The sequence below is a fragment of the Idiomarina sp. H2 genome (assembly GCF_004364275.1).
Classification (GTDB): Bacteria; Pseudomonadota; Gammaproteobacteria; order Enterobacterales; family Alteromonadaceae; genus Idiomarina; species Idiomarina loihiensis.
In genome coordinates this window covers 300,598-323,310 of sequence record NZ_SNZY01000001.1, presented here as the reverse complement: position 1 = coordinate 323,310, position 22,713 = coordinate 300,598, and the positions used below count along the sequence as shown (strand labels likewise).

21 protein-coding genes are annotated in these 22,713 nt (G+C 47.4%); 7 read left to right on the top strand and 14 right to left on the bottom strand.

The window, feature by feature from the left end; all coding sequences use genetic code 11:
* Nucleotides 1-18 precede the first annotated feature (18 nt).
* Entirely contained in the window at nucleotides 19-1,380 is a 1,362-nt protein-coding gene (locus DET62_RS01590) for a S41 family peptidase (RefSeq protein ID WP_110012586.1), read from the top strand.
* 31 nt (nucleotides 1,381-1,411) lie between these two features.
* Here DET62_RS01590 and DET62_RS01585 read toward each other — a convergent pair whose 3' ends face one another.
* The 10 genes from DET62_RS01585 to hemA form a co-directional block, all read right to left on the bottom strand.
* Entirely contained in the window at nucleotides 1,412-3,751 is a 2,340-nt protein-coding gene (locus DET62_RS01585) for an acyl-CoA dehydrogenase (protein WP_110012587.1), read from the bottom strand.
* Between the two features lie 63 nt (nucleotides 3,752-3,814).
* The gene (locus DET62_RS01580; protein ID WP_011234169.1) at nucleotides 3,815-4,441 is read right to left on the bottom strand and encodes a TetR/AcrR family transcriptional regulator; all 627 of its coding nucleotides are present in this window, start codon (nucleotides 4,439-4,441) and stop codon (nucleotides 3,815-3,817) included.
* Between the two features lie 114 nt (nucleotides 4,442-4,555).
* The gene (locus tag DET62_RS01575; protein WP_228757926.1) at nucleotides 4,556-6,049 is read right to left on the bottom strand and encodes a TrkH family potassium uptake protein; all 1,494 of its coding nucleotides are present in this window, start codon (nucleotides 6,047-6,049) and stop codon (nucleotides 4,556-4,558) included.
* A 4-nt stretch (nucleotides 6,050-6,053) separates the two neighbouring features.
* Entirely contained in the window at nucleotides 6,054-6,899 is an 846-nt protein-coding gene (gene kdsA, locus DET62_RS01570) for a 3-deoxy-8-phosphooctulonate synthase (protein WP_110012589.1), read from the bottom strand.
* Nucleotides 6,900-6,911: 12 nt separating this feature from the next.
* Nucleotides 6,912-8,183: a DUF819 family protein gene (locus DET62_RS01565; RefSeq protein WP_110012590.1), complete on the bottom strand. Its 1,272-nt coding sequence runs from the start codon at nucleotides 8,181-8,183 to the stop codon at nucleotides 6,912-6,914.
* Nucleotides 8,184-8,198: 15 nt separating this feature from the next.
* The gene (locus DET62_RS01560) at nucleotides 8,199-8,573 is read right to left on the bottom strand and encodes a SirB2 family protein (RefSeq protein ID WP_011234173.1); all 375 of its coding nucleotides are present in this window, start codon (nucleotides 8,571-8,573) and stop codon (nucleotides 8,199-8,201) included.
* 24 nt (nucleotides 8,574-8,597) lie between these two features.
* Nucleotides 8,598-10,070 carry a DUF3369 domain-containing protein gene (locus DET62_RS01555; protein WP_110012591.1) on the bottom strand — a complete coding sequence of 491 codons (1,473 nt, stop codon included), beginning with the start codon at nucleotides 10,068-10,070 and terminating at the stop codon, nucleotides 8,598-8,600.
* Nucleotides 10,071-10,072: 2 nt separating this feature from the next.
* Nucleotides 10,073-10,918 carry a peptide chain release factor N(5)-glutamine methyltransferase gene (gene prmC / locus DET62_RS01550; RefSeq protein ID WP_110012592.1) on the bottom strand — a complete coding sequence of 282 codons (846 nt, stop codon included), beginning with the start codon at nucleotides 10,916-10,918 and terminating at the stop codon, nucleotides 10,073-10,075.
* Nucleotides 10,915-12,006: a peptide chain release factor 1 gene (gene prfA, locus DET62_RS01545; protein WP_110012795.1), complete on the bottom strand. Its 1,092-nt coding sequence runs from the start codon at nucleotides 12,004-12,006 to the stop codon at nucleotides 10,915-10,917. The genes prmC and prfA overlap by 4 nt, the downstream gene beginning before the upstream one ends.
* A gap of 7 nt (nucleotides 12,007-12,013) precedes the next feature.
* Nucleotides 12,014-13,285 (bottom strand): glutamyl-tRNA reductase, encoded by a 1,272-nt coding sequence (gene hemA, locus DET62_RS01540; protein WP_110012593.1) that lies wholly within the window; start codon nucleotides 13,283-13,285, stop codon nucleotides 12,014-12,016.
* A 132-nt stretch (nucleotides 13,286-13,417) separates the two neighbouring features.
* Here hemA and lolB point away from each other — a divergent pair, with 132 nt between their 5' ends.
* The 6 genes from lolB (at nucleotide 13,418) to ychF (ending at nucleotide 18,371) form a co-directional block, all read left to right on the top strand.
* Nucleotides 13,418-14,044: a lipoprotein insertase outer membrane protein LolB gene (gene lolB, locus DET62_RS01535; RefSeq protein WP_110012594.1), complete on the top strand. Its 627-nt coding sequence runs from the start codon at nucleotides 13,418-13,420 to the stop codon at nucleotides 14,042-14,044.
* Complete coding sequence (gene ispE / locus DET62_RS01530; protein ID WP_110012595.1) at nucleotides 14,035-14,895, top strand: 4-(cytidine 5'-diphospho)-2-C-methyl-D-erythritol kinase; 861 nt, start codon at nucleotides 14,035-14,037, stop codon at nucleotides 14,893-14,895. The genes lolB and ispE overlap by 10 nt, the downstream gene beginning before the upstream one ends.
* A gap of 15 nt (nucleotides 14,896-14,910) precedes the next feature.
* Nucleotides 14,911-15,858: a ribose-phosphate pyrophosphokinase gene (locus DET62_RS01525; RefSeq protein ID WP_016341307.1), complete on the top strand. Its 948-nt coding sequence runs from the start codon at nucleotides 14,911-14,913 to the stop codon at nucleotides 15,856-15,858.
* A gap of 138 nt (nucleotides 15,859-15,996) precedes the next feature.
* Nucleotides 15,997-16,662: a 50S ribosomal protein L25/general stress protein Ctc gene (locus DET62_RS01520; RefSeq protein ID WP_011234181.1), complete on the top strand. Its 666-nt coding sequence runs from the start codon at nucleotides 15,997-15,999 to the stop codon at nucleotides 16,660-16,662.
* Nucleotides 16,663-16,676: 14 nt separating this feature from the next.
* The gene (gene pth / locus DET62_RS01515; protein ID WP_034820237.1) at nucleotides 16,677-17,273 is read left to right on the top strand and encodes an aminoacyl-tRNA hydrolase; all 597 of its coding nucleotides are present in this window, start codon (nucleotides 16,677-16,679) and stop codon (nucleotides 17,271-17,273) included.
* 6 nt (nucleotides 17,274-17,279) lie between these two features.
* Nucleotides 17,280-18,371, top strand: coding sequence for a redox-regulated ATPase YchF (gene ychF, locus DET62_RS01510; RefSeq protein WP_011234183.1), 1,092 nt, complete (start codon nucleotides 17,280-17,282; stop codon nucleotides 18,369-18,371).
* Between the two features lie 44 nt (nucleotides 18,372-18,415).
* On the opposite strand, the gene DET62_RS01505 is transcribed toward ychF, so the two are convergent.
* From DET62_RS01505 to DET62_RS01490, 4 genes are read right to left on the bottom strand one after another with little or no spacing between them, the layout of a single operon-like run.
* Complete coding sequence (locus tag DET62_RS01505) at nucleotides 18,416-18,823, bottom strand: group 1 truncated hemoglobin (RefSeq protein ID WP_110012596.1); 408 nt, start codon at nucleotides 18,821-18,823, stop codon at nucleotides 18,416-18,418.
* Nucleotides 18,824-18,832: 9 nt separating this feature from the next.
* Nucleotides 18,833-19,687 carry a DUF3034 family protein gene (locus tag DET62_RS01500; protein ID WP_110012597.1) on the bottom strand — a complete coding sequence of 285 codons (855 nt, stop codon included), beginning with the start codon at nucleotides 19,685-19,687 and terminating at the stop codon, nucleotides 18,833-18,835.
* A complete protein-coding gene (locus DET62_RS01495; protein WP_110012598.1) occupies nucleotides 19,684-21,987 on the bottom strand; it encodes an EAL domain-containing protein in 2,304 nt (767 codons plus the stop codon). The genes DET62_RS01500 and DET62_RS01495 overlap by 4 nt, the downstream gene beginning before the upstream one ends.
* Nucleotides 21,987-22,643 (bottom strand): methylamine utilization protein, encoded by a 657-nt coding sequence (locus DET62_RS01490; protein WP_243734819.1) that lies wholly within the window; start codon nucleotides 22,641-22,643, stop codon nucleotides 21,987-21,989. The genes DET62_RS01495 and DET62_RS01490 overlap by 1 nt, the downstream gene beginning before the upstream one ends.
* Nucleotides 22,644-22,713 lie beyond the last annotated feature (70 nt).

Here is a 22,713-nt window from a genome sequence, read left to right as displayed (position 1 = left end):
CAACAAGAGAGACGTAGTATGAAACTCGAAAAATCGCTTTTATGTATTGGTATTACTTTGGCACTGTCGGCCTGTGGCGGCTCAGACAGCGGCAGTTCTGGTAGTTCTGGTAGTTCTGGTAGTTCAAGTGGCTCCGCTGGTGGTGAAAATGACTACGCGTTTTGTTCCGCTGAATACCAAAATGAAGAGTTTTTCGAGTACATGAAAGAGGATTACTTCTGGGCAAGTCAGCTACAGGACAACTTAGATCCTGAGGCCTTTGACAACGTTTATGCGGTTCTTGAGGAATTGCGAGTACCAGAGGACACCTACAGCTACATTCTTACAGAAGAGGAATACGATGACCTGTTTGTCAGTGCGACTTACTTTGGGTTTGGTTTTTCTATGGAGCAGATTAGTGCAAGCCGGGTAAAAATTCGTTTTGTTTATGACAACTCCCCCGCCGCTGCAGCTGGCATTGCCCGAGGCGATGAACTATTGGAAATAGATGGGCAGTCGGTAGCGGACTTACTTGCCAATGGGGAGTTTAATAACGCATTGGGCCCCAACGAGAGTGGCGTCAGTAAAAGCGTTACCTGGAGACGTCCGGACGGTAGTGAAGAAACCGAACTCTTAAGTAAAGTTGAAGTAGAAACCAATACCGTTATGGGGTCTCAAACTTACACACAAAATGGAGAAACGGTTGGTTACTTTGCTCTGGACTCATTCATTAACCGCACGGGTTCAGACTTAAACACGGCATTTGATCAGTTTGCCGCCGACAACATCGACCATTTAGTCATTGATGTGCGCTATAACGGCGGTGGTTTAATTCGTTACGCTAATCAAATTTCTACTCAGACTGCCGGCAGCAATGTGCTGGGTAAAACCTTTCTGCAATACCGCTTTAACGAACAGAACAGCGACCAGAACCAGACACTCCCTTTTAGTTTGGTCGATGGTGTCGAGCAACTCGATTTAGACCGGGTGTTTGTGCTAACCACCGGCAGCAGTTGCTCGTCTTCCGAAATTATTATTAACTCGTTAAGCCCGCATATTGAAGTTGTCACTATAGGCGAACAGACATGTGGAAAGCCTGTCGGTCAGCAACCCGCCGAACTCTGCGATAAAGTCACTTTTGCCATTAACTTTGAAACGGTTAACTCAGAGGGTGAAGGGAAATACTACAATGGTCTGGCACCAACCTGTTCGGTTGAAGACCAACTGGTCGCTGACTGGGGAAGCTCAGAAGATCCATTAACAGCGGCCGCAAACACATACATTAGTACCGGCAGTTGCCCGGTAAGCTCTGCCAGCGCAGAAATAAAAAAGAGCGCTCAGGCGCGCTCTTTTGTTAAACCTATTCACAACATGAAGGATAAGCGCGAGTCCCTGCAGTAAGGCTATACGCAGGAACCCGATGCAGCAGCGGTTAATCTTTAACCGCTGCTTTTCTTATGTCGCCTTTAGCCGTGTAAAACTGGTTGTTTTCGATAATACCGGGAGCGAAACTGTCAACGCCAATGGCGGTTAAACGAAGCTCTTCGGTTTCAGCCAGCTTTTCAGCCGTGTCTTTATCGATTAAGCCTTTCTCAAGCGCCACATCGGCAAGCTCTTTGCCATTGAGGTTAGAGGACAATTCACCGCGTTTTTGCGCTTTACGCAGCGTTTTGTAAACCGACTTCATTTCCAGCATCGAAATAAAGGCTTTTTCCATGTGCCCGGTGGCATCACCAATACTGTCTTTCCAGTAGCACAGGAAGGTATGACGGTCACGAGTAACGCCCGGCTCCATCATGCTGACACTGATGTCCTGTAAAATTTCATCAGACGGCTTTTTGAAATGGTTGCCCAGTGGGAATATCAGAATACGCATTACCCACGCCATAAAGCGATTCGGGAAGTTATCAAAGAAGCCATAGAACGCATCGGCAATGCTGTATAAATGATGCTTCAGCGCATAATGAACGTAAGGTAAGTCAGCTACCTGACGGCCTTCGTCTTCAAAGCGCTTCAGTACTGCCGAGCCCATATACAAATGACTTAAAATGTCACCTAAGCGGGCTGAAATCATTTCTTTACGTTTTAAATCGCCGCCCATCATCAGCATAGAAATATCTGATGCTAAAGCTAACCCACGACTCATACGACCTAGTTTACGGTAATAATGCGCCGTTTCACCACTCACCGGAGACTCGCCAAAGCGTGCGCCACTCAGACCCAGCCATAAGCTGCCAAAGACGTTACTTGCGGCAAAACCGATATGCTTCATCAGCAAGCCGTCAAACTCACGCATGCCCTCGTCTTCATTCGGGTTAGCCGCAGCTTTCATTTCTTTAAGTACGTAGGGGTGGCAACGCGTTGCGCCCTGACCAAATATCATCAGGTTACGGGTCAGAATATTTGCACCCTCGACCGTAATAGACACTGGTGTCGCCATGTAGGCGTGGCCTAAATAGTTATGCGGACCTAATTGAATGCCTTTCCCAGCGTGAATATCCATTGCATGCTCTAATACTTCACGACCCATTTCAGTCATGTGGTATTTGGTCATGGCCGTTACTACTGAAGGGCTCTGTCCCTGGCATAAAGCCGAAATGGTCAGACGACGCATAGATTCCAGAATGTAGTTGGTACCACCAATTTTACCCATTGATGACTGCACGCCTTCAAACATACCAATTGGCATACCAAACTGCTGACGCACATAAGCGTAAGCGCCGGTCATACGCTGAGTTACGTGGCCTGATGCAGCAGCCAGTGCCGGCAGTGAGATACCGCGCCCTGCTGACAAACATTCAACCAGCATACGCCAGCCTTTACCGGCGTAGTCTGAACCACCAATAATCCATTTCAGCGGAATAAAGACGTCTTTACCAAAGGTTGTACCATTTAGAAAAGCCTGGTTCAGAGGAAAATGACGGTCGCCAATTTCGATACCTTTGTGCGATGTCGGAATTAACGCACAAGTAATACCTATTTCTTTCTTATCACCTAATAAGGCTTCCGGGTCGTAGAGTTTAAATGCCAAACCCAGAACCGTTGCTGAAGGTGCTAAGGTAATATAACGCTTCGACCAGTTAAGACGAATACCAACAACTTCTTCACCCTCGTGCTCGCCTTTACAAATGATCCCTTCATCCGGAATAGCACCAGCATCTGAGCCAGCTTCCGGTCCAGTTAAGGCAAAACACGGAATGTCGGTGCCATCAGACAGACGCGGTAACCAATAGTCTTTTTGTTCTTTGGTACCATAATGCGTCAGTAACTCGCCCGGTCCCAGAGAGTTTGGAACCATAACAGATACTGCAGCACTGATAGAACGACTGGCAATTCGTGAAACAATGTAGGAGTTTGCCGCCGGGGTGAAATCGAGGCCGCCGTAATCTTTACCAATGATCATGGCAAAGAAGCGCTCTTTGCGCAGATAATCCCAAACTTGTTTAGGCAAATCGCGATCCTGCTGCACAATTTTAAAATCATCCAGCATGTCCAGCAGCTTAGCCAGCTGGTTGTCGACAAACGCCTGTTCCTCGGCAGTAAGTTTAGGTTCAGGTACATCCAGCAGCTTCTGCCAGTCCGGGCGTCCACTGAACAGTTCTCCATCCCACCATACATCGCCCGCTTCCATGGCCTCACGCTCTGTGTCAGACATGGGTGGCAAAATGCGTTTAAAAATAGCAAAAACAGGCTTGGTCACCAGGCTGCGACGGATATCTCCGACTGCAAACACCAGTACCACCAAAACCACTAACAGAATAAAAATTTCCATGGGTATCTCCAGTGCACCATCACAATAAAAGTGTAGTCAAATCTCAAACTTACGACAGGTTGTTTACGCTTCTTCCAGCCCGCCGGAAACAAATGGGATCAAATGATCGATAACGTCCTGCGCACCCACTTTTTGATTGAATTCTGCCTCCGCAATTTCAATCAAAGCTTGTCCCGATACCTGGGCAAAAACTGCCGCTCCCAAAATAAAGTGTAGACGCCAGAACATTTGTTGCTCATCCAAATGCGGATTTGCGCGCTTTAATAAAGCCATTAAATGCTGTAATACCTCACCAAACTCCTGCTGAGTATATTTACGTAAATGGCCCTGAATTTCAGAGTAAGCAAAGCCCAGTAATCTTAAAAAGATATCGGGGCCGTGTTTATTGACCTCGGTTAACTTTGCCAAAGGTATTTTAAAGCGCTTGAACAGCTCCTCCGTTTTTAGCTCGCTCTGCTGCTCAGCCAGTTTTAACTGTTCTTCCAGCACTGGCATAAAAACAACCAAATAACGCGCCATTACGGCCTGAATAAGTGCTTTTTTTGAGCCAAAGTGATAGTTTACAGAAGCTAAGTTAACGCCTGCTTCCTGCGTAATTTGCCTTAACGAAGTTTGCTCAAACCCATCGCGGGAAAAGAGCATCTCTGCGGCATTAAGTATTTTCTTTTGAGTCGGAATTCGGGCTGCCATGAAATAAATAAACGCATGATTTAAACATGCGTTTAATCTAATTCATGTCGTTTCAGCGTGCAAGTGTTCGCTGAATTTATTTTTGGTAAGAGTGTAAACCTTTTCAGGCTGCACTTAGTGGCGCCAATAATGACGATGGAACAAAATAAGTACCGTCATAATTTCCAGACGGCCTGCCAGCATAGCAAAAACCAGCAAAAGTTTAGCTCCCCCGTCAAGGCTTGCGAAGTTTCCTGCCGGACCAATAATGTCGCCTAATCCAGGTCCAACGTTGCCCACCGCAGAAGCCGCACCAGATATTGCCGTCATAAAATCCAGATCAAATAATGATAACCCCAATGCAATAACCGCTATCAGCAAAAAGTACATAAAGCAAAAAGCGACCATTGAGCCAAGTAATGAGTCATTTACCCGACGCTCCTGATAGGTCTGGACACTGACCAGGTTAGGATGAATTAACTGGCTGAACTGTTTTCTTAATAACAGCTGCGACAACTGAAAACGAAAAATTTTCATACCGCCGGAAGTTGAACCGGTGCAGCCGCCAATAAACATTAAGTAGAAGAAAGCCATTAATGACCAACTTCCCCAGTTTCCGTAATCTTCGGTTGCGTAACCGGTTGTGGTCACAACTGACACGACATTAAATGCCGTATGCATTAATGCATCACCAAGTTCCCGTCCTTTAACTATCTGAACCAGGGTAATCAACGCAATAGCAATGAGAAGGAAGGTAACAAAAGCCCGTACCTGGCTATCTTTCCACAATGGCCCAAAGTCACCTTTTACAAAGCGAATGTAGAGCACAAAAGGTAAGGCGCCTGCCACCATAAAAATAGTGCCCGTTATCACCAAAAATGGTGTATCAGAAAAATGCCCAAAAGACGCATCGTAGTTGGAGAAGCCTGCTGTCGCTATGGTGGTCATGCCGTGCACAAAGGCATCAAAACTGCCCATGCCGCCAATTAAATACAAGCTAATAACGGCAGCCGTCAGAATGAGGTAAACCCGCCCTATTGCCAAAACCATATGGCTGGAACGCGGCATAAATTTACCCGACATATCGGAAGATTCAGCCTGGAACAGGCGCATGCCGCCAACTTGCAAAAACGGCAAAATGGCCATAGCCATAACGATAATTCCGATTCCGCCCAACCATTGCAACATAGCCCGCCACAACAGAACACTCGCGGGCAAGTCGTCCAGCCCCGAGATAACGGTGGCTCCGGTAGTTGTAATGGCTGACATGGCTTCAAACCAGGCACTGGAGAAGTCCAGATAAGGTCGAGCAAAAATAAACGGCAAGGTGGCGAATAAGCTGGCCGAAACCCAGCATAAGGAGGTCAACAAAAAAACTTGTCGTGCCCGCAGTTTGGCCTCACCCGCTGGCTGCAAAAACAGAACCAAACCAAAAACCAGACCCAGGCTGGATAATGTCAGGTAAGTCCACTGCTCTTTTTCGCCACTAACCACCGCCATAACAAAGGGCGCCAGCAAGGCGATAGAAAGCAATGCAATGAGCCCGCCAATGGCTTTCAGCAATAGCTTAATAGCCTGACGCTTATCAAGCGGAGTCTGACGCAATGACTGGCTGGCCTGCATTGACATAGTTTTAGTTAGACGTGTCTAAAGGAGCAAATGATTTCACCAAATCATCAATCGCTTTCATCTGCTGAAGGTAGGGCTCCAGAGCGTGCAGAGGCAAAGCACAGGGACCATCACATTTCGCTTCATCGGGGTTCGGGTGCGCTTCAATAAACAACCCCGCAATACCCAGCGACATACCAGAACGAGCCAGTTGCGCTGCTTGCGCGCGGCGTCCGTCAGCAGAGTCAGCTCTGCCGCCAGGACGCTGCAAAGCGTGAGTTGCGTCAAAAATAACCGGCGCCATGGGCTTCATTTCGTCCATACCAAGCATATCAACAATGAGATTGTTATAACCAAAGCTTGAACCTCGCTCACACAACATCAGCTTATCGTTACCGGCCTCGCCAAACTTTTTAATAATGTGCTTCATTTCCTGTGGCGCAAGAAACTGTGGCTTTTTAATATTAACCATAGACCCGGTTTCAGCCAGTGCTACCACCAGGTCAGTCTGACGGGCAAGAAACGCCGGTAACTGCAATACGTCAACGACTTCAGCTACCGGGGCGGCCTGATGAGGCTCGTGTACATCGGTAATTAAAGGTACGTTAAATTGCTGTTTCACTTCTTCAAAAATACGCAGCCCTTCTTCGAGGCCCGGTCCGCGAAAAGAGTGAATAGATGACCGGTTAGCTTTATCAAACGACGCTTTAAACACGTAAGGAATGCCAAGCCTGCTGGTTACCTCAACGTAATGCTCAGCAATTCGCAAAGCTAAATCACGGGATTCCAGCACATTCATCCCGCCAAATAAAACAAAGGGTTTATCATTTGCTATTTGAATGTCACCAAGCTGTAACTCTTTAATCATCATAAACTCCCGCGGTTAACTACCAACAACTCGTAGAATCTGTCCGGCGAAATACGCCATATAGGTTCCAAGCGCATAACCCATTACCGCTAATAATACACCAACCGGCGCCAATGACGGATGAAAAGCTGAAGCAACAACCGGTGCTGACGCTGCGCCACCCACATTAGCCTGACTGCCCACAGCCATATAAAATACAGGAGCACGAAGCAGTTTAGCCACGAATAACATAAGCCCGGCGTGGATTAGCATCCAGATGGCACCAATTAAGAAGTACTTAGGCGCTTCTACTATTTTGGTTACGTCCATATGCAGACCAATGCTGGCCACCAGAATGTAAACAAAAACGGAGCCTATTTTGGACGCCCCGGCGGCCTCCAAAGAACGAGCCCGGGTAAAAGAAAGTGCAATACCGCCAGCCGTGGCTAAAACAATAACCCAGAAAAACAGACTGTCCAGGCTGAACTTACTTAGTGCAGGATAATTCGTTGCTATTCCCGGAGCTATCCAGTCAGCCAGCAAATGCGCTAACCCGGCAACACCAAAACCAATAGCCAGAATCAGCATTAAATCGCGTAAGCTTGGGTTTCTGACATGCTCGGCTTCATACTGCTCCACTTTATGACGAATATTATCGATAGCGGATGTATCAGCGCCGGTGCGAGCATCAATTTTCTTAGCATTTGCTGCCATATAAAGCAGTACAGCCATCCATAAGTTGGCAACAATAATGTCTACTGTCACCATGGCTGAGAAAATATCACCGCCGACTTCATAAACTTCTTTCATGGCAGCCTGGTTTGCGCCGCCACCAATCCAGCTTCCGGCAATGGTTGTCATGCCACGCCAAACAGCATCGGGGCCAGCACCGCCAAGCATTTCAGGGAATATGGCAGACACCAGTAACAAGGCTATAGGCCCGCCAATGACAATACCAAAAGTACCGGTTAAAAATAGAATAAGAGCCTTTGACCCAAGACCCATTACGGCTTTTAAATCCAGACTTAGGGTAAGCAATACCATACAGGCGGGTAACAGATAATCCATTGCTATATCTGTTACGGCAGTTTGATTTCCGTCGACAATACCGAACGTATTCAGTAAAGACGGTATGAAATAGCAAAGCAATAAAGCCGGAACAAAGCGATAGAACTTCTTGAAGAAAGGATGCTCACTGCTATTGGTGTAAAATACAAAACCAAGGATGGTCAGCAATAAACCAATAACAACCCCATCGTTAGTGATTAAGGCATTCGTTTCCGAAACAACAGACTCAGGCGCTAACATAGGTACTCCTTTTACTTAACCGGCAATAAGTGCTTGTTTGGACACAGCCACATGCAACAGGAAGGCTATCCAGCCGCAAGCGCCAATAAAACCAAGCCAGCGCGCACCAGCTGTTTTTCCTTTCATAGCTAAGACACCAAAGCCAATATAAGCAATAACACCTATGACTTTATCAGTTAACCAGGGAACCTGAATTGGGTACATGCTTAACGTCACCATGATACCCACCGCACTGAGCAACAATAAGGTATCGTTAACGTGAGGGACTATCTTCAACCACTTCTTTTTTAATAAAGGTGAGTCAAGAAGCAGAAGCACAAAACGGAATAAAAAAAGGCTGATCGAAATCAGCACAAATAATACATGCAGGTGTTTAAAAGCAGCGTACACAGTAACCTCTTATTTTTAATTTAATTAAATGGTTCTCAACTCAGGCAGGGATTTTATAACAACATCAAGAAACTTAGGTGAATAATAGCGGCCCCGTTCATCTTTCAGGCGTACCGCAATATCGCTGTCACTAATGCCACTTTCCCACCAATCCAGCAACTGCTCGGTCAACAGAAGAACCTGAGTGCTTATCGCGATATCCGAGCCTTGTTTACCTTCGGGCAAACCCAGGCCGTCCCAGCGCTCCAGTCTTTCAATAAGTGCCCTGTGCGCATTTTGTGTTGCTTCATGCTCACCGTGACCCAGCGCTCGTAATGAGCGGGCAACTCGTTGCTGACACGTGGTTTCTACCGCTGCAGCCGCATCTGAAGCGCAATTAAGCAACGGCCGCGCTTGCGCAAATAAAGACCAGGCCAAAGCCGTTGTCTCAGCGTCTTCTGCCGCAACTTTTTGAGCTACAGCGTACGCCAGCCGGACTTCGCTATTTTGCTCCAGAATGCCATTAAAGTGGCTGGCATGGTGTAGCATAAGTTGGTCGGCTAAACGCGCCAGGAACTGATCGGAATCTTCCAGGCAAACCACGTTATCCTGTGCCAATTGCACATTTTCAGAAAACAGCTGAAGTACATGGTGATCATCAGCTGTAAGTGCTCTGGATAAGCCGCCGATAAACAAAACAGAACCGTGCGACCGGCAATGACTTCGGCAATATAACAATACAAAGTCGTCACCATAATACGAGCCATGATTCGCAATAACATGCTCTAACTCGGCTAAGGCCTTTGACGGAATAACCGAACGTAAAGTCTGACCCACACAAACCCCGGAATCTTCTCCATGAGCGGCTAACACTTTATAGGATGAGCCATCTTCATTAGAAGTAGCATACAAGGTTTGTTTGGCACCGCCGATAACCCAGCTCAACTGCTGCACTAAACCATCAACAAAACTGTTCATTGGTTGCAAAGCGTAAAGATTCGCCGAAGCGGCGATGATTTTCTCAAGCCCGTGACGACTTTGGTCAATGGACATGATATCGCGGTACGAACGCAGCGATGACATTACTGCAGTAAAAAGTTTCTGCGCAGTGAGTTCGGTTTTGGATTTGTAGTCGTTGATGTCGTAGTTAACGATAACGGTACGTTCAGGTGCCTGACCCGGCTGCCCTGTTCGCAAAATAATACGGGTAAAGTGGTTGTCGGCTTCTTCCCGAATATAACGTGCCACCTGCAGTCCGGCATCATCGGTTTCCATGACAACATCCAGCAGTAATATAGCTGCATCAGGATGCTCATCAATTAACTGCTTTGCCTCTTCACCAGAAAAAGCACTGTAAAACTTTAAGCCACGACCTAAAAAATTAAAGTCGTTGAGTGCCAGTTTGGTTACCGCATGCACCTCTGGTTCATCATCGACAATCAGAATTTTCCAGTATTCTGTCGGTAATTTTGTGGTTTGCTGGCTGGCTTCGTCAGCAAACATAAACTGATTGCTCATTATTAGTCTCTCCCCGCCCTGGCTTTTGTTCCGCCGGTAACTCGTTCTACCCTAGCATAATCCTGCCAGCGGTTAACCTTTTTGTAACCATTTTTAAACAGTAACTCCACCACGCTATCAGCCTGGCGCCATCCCTGTTCAAGTAGCAACCACCCCTGGTTTGCTAAATGATTATTGGCTTCTTTTATAATAGTCTCTATATCGGCTAAACCGTTATTTTCCGCAATTAACGCCGTCTGAGGCTCAAATCTGACATCTCCCATACTCAAGTGCGGATCGCCTGCATCAATGTAGGGAGGGTTCGATAGAATCAAGTCAAACTTAAGAGACTTTGGCACAGATTGAAACCAGTTACTGCACAAAATTTCAACATTTAAACCTAAAGCCTGACTATTCCGGCGTGCCAGTTCCACCGCGTCGCTACTTTTATCACACGCCCAAACTTGCCAGCCGGGACGTTCAGACTTCAAAGCCAGCGCAACCGCACCCGTACCCGTGCCTAAATCCAGTACGCGCGCATGCTCGGGAAGTTCAAGACTAAGCGCCGCTTCAACCAGCGTTTCAGTATCGGGACGGGGAATTAACGTGCTGTCGTTTACTTCAAGCATCAATGACCAAAACTCGCGGCGACCAGTGATATGAGCCACGGGCTTGCCTTTCTGCCGAGCTAAAATACATTCCTCATAATGGCATTGCTGCTCTTCTGTCAGCTGCTTTTCCGGCCAGGTCATAAGGTAAGTTTTTTCTTTATCCAGCACAAAGCAAAGTAAGGCAGAAACATCCGCAGCAGCATCTTCACTCTGCTTTAACTGCTGCCGCCCCCACTTTATGGCTTGCTCCAGCGTCATTGCTGTCCTTCAGACAGAGCCGCCAGTTGATCCGCCTGATGCTCAGTAATAATGGCATCCAGTATCAAATCAATATCGCCGGTTAGTACTTCATCTAACCGATACAGCGTCAGGTTAATGCGGTGGTCTGTTACCCGGCTTTGCGGGTAATTATAAGTGCGAATACGCTCCGAACGATCACCACTTCCTACCAGGTTACGACGGGTACTGTCTTCTTCTGCCTGACGTTTTTCATCTTCCAGACGTTGTATTCTTGCCTGTAAAACCGACATAGCTTTAGCCCGGTTTTTATGTTGCGAGCGCTCTTCCTGACACTCAACCACCACACCGGTTGGTATATGGGTAAGACGAATAGCAGAATCGGTTCGGTTAACGTGCTGACCACCAGCACCCGAGGCGCGGTAAGTATCGACACGTAAGTCCGCCGGGTTAATTTCAACGGCCTCGGCTTCTGGAATTTCCGGTAACACGGCAACAGTACAAGCTGAAGTATGAATACGCCCTTGCGATTCAGTTTCAGGAACACGTTGCACCCGATGCCCACCAGACTCAAACTTCATGCGTCCGTAAACACCATCACCACTCATGTGCGCAATAATTTCTTTATAACCGCCGTGTTCGCCATCACTGGCACTGACGATATTGACCTTCCAGCCATTTTTTTCAGCGTAGCGGCTATACATACGGAATAAATCGCCGGCGAATATCGACGCTTCATCACCGCCAGCTCCGGCCCGAATTTCCAAATAGCATGAACGATCATCGTTCGGGTCTTTAGGCAGCAACAGAAGTTGTAGGCGGTTTTCCAGCTCGTCTTCGGCTTTTCTTGCCTCTTTTAGCTCTTCTTCCGCCATTTCGCGCATTTCAGCGTCATCATCTTCAGCCATATCTTTTGCAGCTGCCTGATCATCCTGATTCTGGCGGTACTCTTCAAAGCAACCAACCACCTCTTCTAATTGAGAGTACTCACGCGATAATGAGCGAAAACGGTTTTGATCACTGATCACATCGGGCTCACCCAATAAAGCCTGCACTTCCTGATAACGCTCAACTAACCCTTCTAGTTTGCGTTCAATGGATGGATTCAACATGTTTTTATTTGCCTTTTGATGAGTCAGAGGATGGCTCTGACCAAAGTTGTTGCAAAACGGCCAGCGTATATTGGTCATTATTTTCGCCGGCAGATTTCAATAAGCTTGTCGGTTTATGCGTTAACTGCTGCACCAGCCTGTGACTGAATCGTTGCAGCACTTCGGCCGGGTCTTTGCCCTGCTCTATTTGCGCTAATGCTTTTTTTAACTGCTCGTCAGCTAGTGTTTTTGTGTGCGTACGGTACTCCCGCACCAGCTCTACACTATTCAGGGATTTCAGCCAGTCATTAAACTCTTTCGTTTGCTGCTGAATAATAACCTGAGCTTCACGAGCTGCCTGCTCACGGTTACGAATATTTTCGCTAATAATACTTTGAAGATCGTCAACTGTATAAAGGTAAGCGTCATCGAGTTCATTAACCTGCTCTTCAATGTCCCGCGGCACAGCCAGGTCAATTAACAGCATGGGTCTGTGGCGACGCTTTTTCAGTGCTTTTTCAATGCTGCCTTTGCCCACAATAGGCAAAGTACTAGCGGTTGAACTGACGACAATATCGGCCTGCGGTAATAACTCTGATAACTCAGACAAGCTGTGAGCCGTTGCCCCGACACGCTCAGCCATTTCGCTAGCTCGTTGCAGAGTCCGGTTTGCCACCAAAATTTCGGTGACGCCTTGTTGTTTTAAATGCTGAGCAACCAGCTCGGAAGTATCACCGGCTCCAATCAACAGCACCTTTGACTTCTGTAAGTTAGCGAAAATATGACGCGCCATAGAAACAGCAGCATATGCGACCGAAACCGCGTTTTGACCAACCGCGGTTTCATTTCTGACAGTTTTTGCTACACGAAAGGTTTGCTGAAATAAGCGTTCAAGGATACCGCCCACCGAGGCCTGACGTTTTGCGGCCTGATACGCTTGCTTCACCTGCCCCAGAATTTGTGGCTCGCCAAGCACCAGTGAGTCTAAACCACTGGCAACCGACATAAGATGAGTAATGGCCTGCTCGCCCTGAAAGTGATAATGATGATTTTCCAGCGCATTTGGTGCCAATTTGTGAAAACCGGTTAACCAGCCCAGAAGCAAGTCATCAGACACTTCACCCCGGCAATATAGCTCGGTTCGGTTACAGGTAGAGACGATAACGGCTTCTTCAACACCTTGAAGATTACGCACGGCCTGCAGCGCAGCATCAAGCTGTTCAGCACTGAACGCAACTTGCTCGCGCAAATCGACTGATGCGGTTTTATGATTAATTCCGAGAGCTGAAATGGTCATCTGACTGTGAAACTCGTTATCCCAACGCGGCCAAAATCTAAGTTGCCCGATTGTACGTGAAAGCCTTAGTCATTGAAAGTGACAGCGCTTTCTGGTCAACTAATTACATTCCGATTGCAGCAATTGAAAAATATGATTCAACGCCGACTATTCTGGGTTTACCTGGTTGTCATAACATCGTTAACCGGGTGCGCGCTGCCGACGCCATCAGAGCAAGCAAGCAGTACCGAAGTTAATCAACGTATTATTGACGCTCATCAACAAAAGCTGGAGCAGTTGCAACAGTGGTCGTTAAGTGGCCGCATGGCGGTTATTCAAAAGCAAAATAAGGAAAGGGACAGTTTTTACATTAACTGGCACTACCAGCCTCACCAACAGGTTATTCGTTTTTCTCACCCGCTAAAAGGCCAACTGGCTAAGCTGACCGTCGATGACAGCGGCGCCTTGTTAACTGACGCCGATGATCAGGAACGCTGGGCTCCTTCAGCAGACGCTTTATTATACCGTCTACTGGGTGCAGCCGTTCCCTTTGAGCAGTTACACCACTGGGTTCTGGGCAGAAAAACAAACTCACTAAAGTCTGTGAGTTATCATCAAGATGGTACCTTAGCTCAATCGATGATATTTCACCGGGGTCAAAACTGGCAGCTCAGCTGGTTCTATGATCAGGACAAAGTACAAACAGTAACCTTGCCGGAACAAATCCATCTGGAAAGTCCGGATCTACTGATAAAGGTACAAGTGAACGAATGGCAGTAAACACCTTAACGCTCCCAGCTCCGGCGAAACTCAACCTATTTTTGCATATTATCGGGCGCCGCTCCGACGGGTACCACAATTTACAGACTGTTTTTCAGTTTCTGGACTACGCCGACACTCTGAAATTCTATACCGCCGCCGACGACAAGTTTGATTTAATTGACCACGATAGCCACATTCCCCGCGACGAGAATTTAGTCTGGAAGGCGTTAACAGCGCTAAAAAAAGCATACGAAGAAAAAGGCATTACGCAACTTCCTGGCTGCTCGATTGAATTAATTAAGAGACTTCCTCAGGGTGCCGGGCTAGGTGGTGGTTCATCTAATGCGGCAACCGCACTGGAGGGGCTGAATCAGCTTTGGGGTAGCCATTTAAATAGCACTGAATTACAGGCAATAGGTCGCAAACTCGGTGCCGATGTGCCTGTGTTTATTCATGGACATGCTTGTTTTGCTGAAGGTATCGGCGATGTGTTCACTAATATAACACCGCCTACTCCGTGGTATTTAGTGGTTAAACCCAATGTTTCTATCAGTACGGCTACGTTGTTCTCTCACCCTAAGCTAGAACGCAACTGCTCGCCGGTTACCGCGGACAACTGGCAACAGCAAAAAGTCGCGAATGTGTTTGAACCAGTGGTCTGCGATCTACACACCGAAGTTGCTATGTTACGCCGTGCCTTGCTAGAATACGCCCCGACTCGGCTCACTGGCAGTGGAGCATGTCTTTTTTCAACATTCGAAACAAGACAAGCCGCAAAGGAAGCGCAACAGCAGGTTCCCAAAGAACTTTGCTCATTTATCGCTCAAGGCCAGAACCGTTCACCACTTATCCAGACATTAACCCAATAAAAGTCGAGGTATGTTGTGCCTGACATGAAACTTTTCGCCGGCAACGCCACTCCTGAGCTAGCCCAGAAAATCGCCGATCGCCTTTATATCAAACTTGGTGAAGCTTCCGTTGGTCGCTTTAGTGACGGCGAAATTAGCGTCGCCATCAATGAAAACGTCCGCGGTTCTGACGTCTTTATTCTTCAATCTACGTGTGCCCCAACCAATGATAACTTAATGGAACTCATTGTTATGGTGGATGCATTACGTCGTGCGTCAGCTGGTCGTATTACCGCAGTGATGCCTTATTTTGGTTACGCTCGTCAGGATCGCCGCGTTCGTTCAGCTCGTGTTCCTATTACGGCTAAAGTTGTTGCCGATTTCTTATCCAGTGTTGGTGTTGACCGCGTACTAACTGTCGACTTACACGCAGAACAAATTCAGGGCTTTTTTGACGTACCTGTCGATAACGTTTTTGGTACTCCGGTATTGTTAGAACACATGCGTCAGCAAAACTTCGACCATCCGGTTGTGGTCTCTCCTGATATTGGTGGTGTTGTACGTGCCCGTGCTTTTGCCAAGCTTATGGACGACACCGATTTAGCCATCATTGACAAGCGCCGTCCGTCAGCCAACGTATCGCAGGTTATGCACATAATTGGTGATGTTAAAGGCCGTGACTGCATTATTGTCGATGACATGATTGATACTGGCGGAACGCTTTGCAAAGCCGCCGAAGCACTGAAGTCTCACGGTGCAAAGCGTGTGTTTGCTTACGCTACCCACCCGGTATTTTCCGGCAATGCAGTGCAGAACATTAAAGACTCTGAAATTGACGAATTTATCGTTACCGACAGTGTTCCGCTGAGCGATGCGATGAAAGCAACGGGTAAAGTTACTCAGTTAACCTTGTCCGGTATGCTTTCGGAAGCACTGCGCCGCGTCAGTAATGAAGAATCTATTTCGGCAATGTTCGATTACTGATTGTTGTAATTACTCCCGCCCAGTGCTAGTATTGCGCGCCCTTAGAAACCGGCCTCGTTGTCGGTTTCTAAGTTTCTGGGTCAGCTCTTGGTCGCGAGTGCTGACAAATAAAAACTTTAAACATTGAGAGGCCAAATCATGGCTGAATTAGATTTTAACATCCAAGCTACCGTCCGCACGGACAAAGGGAAAGGTGCGAGCCGCCGCCTGCGTCATGAGGACAAAGTACCAGCGATTTTATACGGTGGTCAGGGCGAGCCAATCGCATTAGCGTTAGACCACAACAAAGTGAATAACATGGCCGACTACGAAGCCTTCTATTCACACATTGTGACGCTGGAATTTGATGGTAAGAAACATCAGGCAATCCTAAAAGACATGCAGCGTCACCCGTACAAGCCTAAATTGACTCACCTGGATTTCCAGCGTGTAGAAAAAGGCCACAAACTTCACACTAACTTACCTCTGCACTTCTTAAATGAAACAACTGCGAAGGGCGTTAAAGAAGAAGGCGGTGTTGTTGTTCACCACGTAAACGACGTGGAAATTACTGTACTACCGAAAGACTTACCAGAATACCTGGAAGTTGATATTGCTGAACTCAGCGTAGGTGACACCATTCACCTGACTGACTTAAAACTGCCTAAAGGCGTTGAGTTAGTTGAACTGACTAAAGGTGAAGACCACGACCAGGCGGTTGTGTCTATTACTGCTCCTCGCGTCGAGAAAGAAGAGACCGAAGAAGATACAGTAGCACCTGGCGACGTTCCTGCTGAAAACAGCAAAGACGCTGACGAAGAATAAGTCAGTCTCCTGTTATGGGAACTGAAGTAAAACTGCTTGTGGGCCTGGGAAATCCGGGCCCCGAGTATGAACGAACTCGCCACAACGCTGGTTTCTGGTTAGTCGATGACTTTTGCAGACGCCACGCGATTACGCTCTCCCCTGATGCAAAAAGCAAAGCTCTGATTGGACGCTGGCAACAAGGCGCTCATGACCTGCGCATTGTATTACCACAAAATTTTATGAACCGTAGTGGCTTCTCTGTTGCGGCTCTGGCTAACTTTTATAAAATACCGGCTAACGAAATTTTAGTGGCTTACGATGAGCTCGATTTACCACCCGGCGTTGCTAAGTTTAAGAAAGGTGGAGGTGCCGGCGGGCATAACGGAATTAAAGACATTATTGCCCAGACAGGCAGCCAGGACTTTATGCGGTTACGCATTGGTATTGGCCACCCGGGCGATAAAACGAAGGTAACTGGCTTTGTCTTAGGCAAAGCTTCAGCAAATGAACAGCGGCTTATTGATGATTGTATCGATGAAGCCAGCCGCAGTATCGACACATTAATGGCGGAAGGCTGGGGAACTGCGTTGCAGCGCCTGCATAGCTACCGCCCTGAACAGAAAGGCTAAACTCTCATGGGATTTCGATGTGGTATCGTTGGTTTACCTAACGTAGGTAAATCCACTCTCTTCAACGCACTGACCAAAGCAGGCATTGAAGCTGCAAACTTTCCATTTTGTACCATCGAACCAAACACTGGTGTTGTGCCTGTTCCTGACCCTCGCCTTGATAAGCTAGCCGCTATTGTTAACCCCGAACGAGTCATTCCAACAACCATGGAGTTTGTGGATATCGCTGGGTTAGTTAAAGGTGCTTCAAAAGGCGAAGGCTTAGGTAACCAGTTTTTAGCAAACATTCGTGAAACTGACGCTATTGGCCATGTTGTTCGCTGTTTTGAAGACGACAACATAGTGCATGTCAGCGGTGGTATCGACCCTGCCGATGACATTGACACTATTAACACCGAGCTGGCTTTAGCCGATTTAGACTCGGTTGATAAGTCTCTGTACCGTTTAAGTAAAAAAGCGAAAGGTGGGGATTCACAAGCTAAAGCCGAAATCGCCGTGCTGGAAAAGCTGAAACCGGCACTGGACGAAGGCCAAATGGCTCGTTCTGTTGAGCTAAGCAAAGATGAGCGTGCCACTATTCGTTCATACAACTTGCTAACTTTAAAGCCGACTATGTACATTGCTAATGTCAACGAAGACGGCTTTGAAAATAACCCACATCTTGACAAAGTTCGTGAAATTGCCGCAACCGAGAATGCGGTAGTCGTTCCGGTATGTGCCGCTATTGAATCAGAAATTGCCGAGCTGGACGAAGCCGATAAAGAAGAGTTTTTAAGCGAGCTGGGTCAGGACGAACCGGGGCTTAACCGCGTTATTCGTGGCGGCTATGAACTACTAAACCTGCACACTTACTTCACTGCTGGCGTAAAAGAAGTTCGCGCCTGGACAGTTAAAGTGGGTTCAACTGCACCGCAGGCAGCCGGACGCATTCATACTGACTTTGAAAAAGGCTTTATTCGTGCCGAGATTGTTGGTTATGACGACTATATAGCTAACAACGGTGAACAAGGCGCAAAAGATGCCGGGAAATGGCGTCTGGAAGGGAAAGAGTACATTGTGAAAGACGGCGATGTCATTCACTTCCGCTTTAACGTTTAAATACCGATTAGTGGCTCGCTCTCAGCGAGCCACTTTTTCCCTCATTACTCTTCAACAATATCGCCATGCATTGGCGCCAGCACGCCCAATAACTGATTCTGCGCTGAAACCGGCACATCCTCTTTTTCCATTGCAGCAATCAAGTGTTCGACTAAAGCGTTAAAATCCGCATTGTCGACTCCCATATTACGATGGGAAGTTTTCATATCCTCGCCACTGTAATCACAAGGACCACCACTTAAGTCACACACTTGTTCACTGATGAGTTTGTGCACACGCATAATATCAACACCATCAAAATGATGCGCAATACGCTCATCACCACCCACCCGGTAGAGCATTTCTTCGACGATAGTCTCTATGCCCTGCTGCTCACCCAGTTGCTGATACAGACTCTGAGCAAAGCTAAGCGGCGAAAACAACAAGGCCACCAATAACAAAACAGTTTTCATAGTCTCTCCTTAAAAGGCCGCCTGAACCGATAAATACCAACCCGTTTGATCATCCAGGCCGGCAATGGAGCCCAGATCGGTGTAGGCACCAACAACCGATACATGTTTATTCGGGAAATAAGCAACAAAAAGATCTTTCCAGTCCTGCTCTTGAGCAAAACTTAAGTTGTCCGGTTTCTGTCGATACTCAACGCCTACAGCCCAATAACGATTAATAAACGCAGCTACGGAAGCTTCAGCCAGCCACTCACGGCCATCTTCTTTATCGCCGCCAAAGCCCAGTAAGCCCAATTGGTTAGCTTTACTTGAACGCAAAGTCAGATTAGCAACCCAGGTACGGTGGAAAGGCCCGTCTAGCCAGGCTTTTGCCGCACTGACATACCAGTCGGTGCCACTGTCATCCTGAGAGCCTATCGCCGCTGGCAAGTCATAGTCGTTGTTCTTCTTATGTTGTAAACCCAGGCTTATTTGCGGTAGGTCACCATAAATTAAGTCCCCTGCCAAACGTACTTTTGCACCAACAATGCTTTGGCTCAATTCGCCGCCAATAGTGGAGAGATCAAAGGTTTGTTCAGCATACGAAAGCTCAATACGGTTGTTCCAGCTCAAACTGGCGCCCTGAACACTTAAGCGGAAATCATCAACTGAAACTTCACTTAAGTTAACCGTCGCGCCAAATTGGCCTTCACCGGCATAACTGCTTAACGTAGCCCAGGGCACTATGCCTCCGCCGCCAGAGCCTTCAAGACTACTGGTACCACCGGTCGCTAGTAATCGGGCTCCCTGATCCGCTGCTGCAGGCGGGGTTAAAGCTAGAGCACAGGTCAGCAAAAAACCGCCGCCATATAAACACTTGTTCATCATTCGTTATCATCCATTGGTTTCATATGGTTATTTAAGTAATCTATAAAGCCTGAAATTGGTAAGGGTTTGCTAAAGAAATAGCCTTGCAACTCATCGCAATGCATCGACTGCAACACTCTCCAGCTATCCTCATTTTCCACACCTTCTGCAACGACACGAAGACCTAACTCGTGAGCTAAGTGTATGGTTGAACGAACAATAGATTTGTCCTTAGACTCCTCGCTCAAATGCTGCACAAAGGCCCGGTCTACTTTCAATTCCTCTACTGGTAAACGGCGCAATTGTGCCAATGAGGAGTGCCCGGTACCGTAGTCATCAATTGATATTGAAAACCCAAGACGCTTCAATGTTTCCAGCCGGGCAATGGCTTTTTCCGGGTCTTTCATTACCGCACTTTCTGTAATTTCCAGTACCAGTAATTTTGGCAACTCAGAAAAATCAATAATGAGTTGTTCAAACAGCAAGGGTAAGGCGTCGCTCAATAAGTCGACGGTTGACAAATTGATGCTCAATTTTAAACTTCGCCCCTGCTCATGCCAGCTCTGAAGCAGTTTGGCCGACTCTCTGCACACCCAGTTGGTCAACTCTGTAATGGCTCCGGATTGCTCTGCTAACGGAATAAATTCATCCGGTCCGACAAATCCGAGCTTATCACTTTGCCATCTCAACAATACCTCAGCCCCCACCACTGAACCCGTCTGGCAATTAATTTTAGGTTGCAGTACAAGATGTAGCTCCTTATCCGCTACTGCGTCTTTAAGGGACTCGATAATTTGCAGGCGCCGCATGTATTGTTCGTCCAACCCACTTTTATATTCAACATAAAAGCTCTTCTGGAGTTTGGACTGCTGAACACTGACTTGCGCGCGACGAATAAGTAAATCGACCTCGTTGCCATGCCCAGGAAAATAAACAACACCGATATTAAAGGCCAGCCGATAATCACTGTCGCCGACTTTAAAAGGCGTATCAAGAAAAGAGTGAAGTTCTTTAATTTTGTTGTCGAGATCGAATTCGGACTTATCAGAAGCGTATAAAACAGCAAATTCGTCGCCACCGATGCGAGCCAATAATTCAGCGTTGCCACAACACCACTTCAGCCGCGCAGATAACTGACGCAGGATGTCATCACCGATTTCCTGCCCCACACTGTCGTTGAGAACTCTGAACTGATGAATATTCAACAATAACAGGCATCCGGAGCTGGTATTGCCATCTAAACGGTACTGTAACTGCTCACGGAAAAACGAACGATTCGGTAAATCGGTTAAATGGTCATGAGATGCCTGATAAGAAATTCTTTTTTCACGTTCGGAAATAGCCTTGCGCATGCTGCCAAAGGTATTCGCCAGCTCTCCGAACTCATCGTCGTTCAGCGACAACTCGGATTCGCTGTAGTCGCCTTGCTGTAATTTCCTAGCCGCTCCCGATAACTGCTGTAACGGACGGGAAACCCCTCGGGCTATAATCGCCGCTAAAAGCATAGCTATAACCAGAGCGACAATTGCAATTAAAGCAATTTGCCAATGCAGCCGTGTGAACTCGGCGGCCGCCGTTTCAAGTGACGTTGTCAATGCCAGATGAACGGCGTCACCGGAACCGGCATCAAGCACCACTTCACGCCCCGCCAGTTCCTGGCTTAACAACCAGTTATCAAGAGTATGACCGTCTTTGTTCAGGGCTTTTGCAAACGAGGACACTTGTCGGGCCTCCAGACTGGAAGCAATGACTTTTCCCGAGTTCTCGAGCCACAGGGTGATATCGGCATTAGCCAGGTTTTTTAACTCTTCTGCTAACCCCGAATCCACTTCAAAACCTAAGGTTGCCCAGGCAATAAGATTTGGAGCATTAACCGGTACTGTAACCAGTTGAAACAGTTCTCCTTCGACAACCGCCAGTTCACTGTTCGAGCCTGCCCCACTATGGCTAATACGTAGCTTATCAAAAGCATGAGATGATGCTATTTCTTCGCCCTCGGGAGTTTGCAGCACCATCAACTCAGCTTCAATACGCTCACCGTAATTGACCAAAGCTGACACTATGGTTTCCCGATCTTTTGAAGCCACCGCGCGTTTAAACCCAAAATCGTCGGTAAGAACTTCTGCCGCTTGCAACAACTGAGCGCTACGGCTATCCAGAAGCTCCCGGAAGACTCTTTCACTAACACTAAGCTCACGTTCAATGGAGCGGCCTAACTGATTCTCTGTAGCGACCCAAACTGCAGCTAACGCAACCAACAAAGCGCCAGCTACAAGCCCTGCAAGGATGAGAACTAAACGGGTTCTGAACCGTGTTATCATCAATTCCCTCTACGATTAAAGCGCTGTTCCAGCCGCGACGGCTCTTTATCTTTCTGCACCGGCGGTGATACTTGCACCTGCGCGGTTAGCTTCCCTGAATCTGAGGTTAATTGCACGCTCTGTGCTTTAGACAATTCGTCCCCCATCCAATAATGCCAAACCTTGATTTCAGCGGGCGGTTCTCTTTCTTCCAGATTAAGCTCCGCAATACCTTGTTCATTCGTTACAGCAACATCATATTCGTCACTTACCAACACATAGGCAACCATCTGGTCGTGAATATTGCACCCGAGAGTCACTATGCCAGCTTTATCAAAATTAACACTTGGCTTTTCTTTATCGGAATAAAGTTTTAACTCAAAATTCTTAGCCGCAGAGAAAGAGTAAACATGGTGTCGAATGTTATCACTGTTAGGAAAAACAACGTCAGTGCCAGGCTCTACTGCGCTAACCGTGGGCGTAAACTGCTTGTCCACCTGATCAACTACCGCCGACTGCCCAGGCACTTTGACAGACGGCTTTTCCCTCTCAATTAATAGTGCAGCATTTACCAACGGCTGACCATCTGCGGCCACAACCTCAACCCTTACGGTATCTGCAACCACGTTTTGAACCGCAGACACCATGAAAAAAACACCAACAAAAAATCGCTTCACACAGGATCCTCCACAAAATCACCATTGGGCGCACATTAGTCAACCGTAACCGAAAAAACGAAACTGCGCT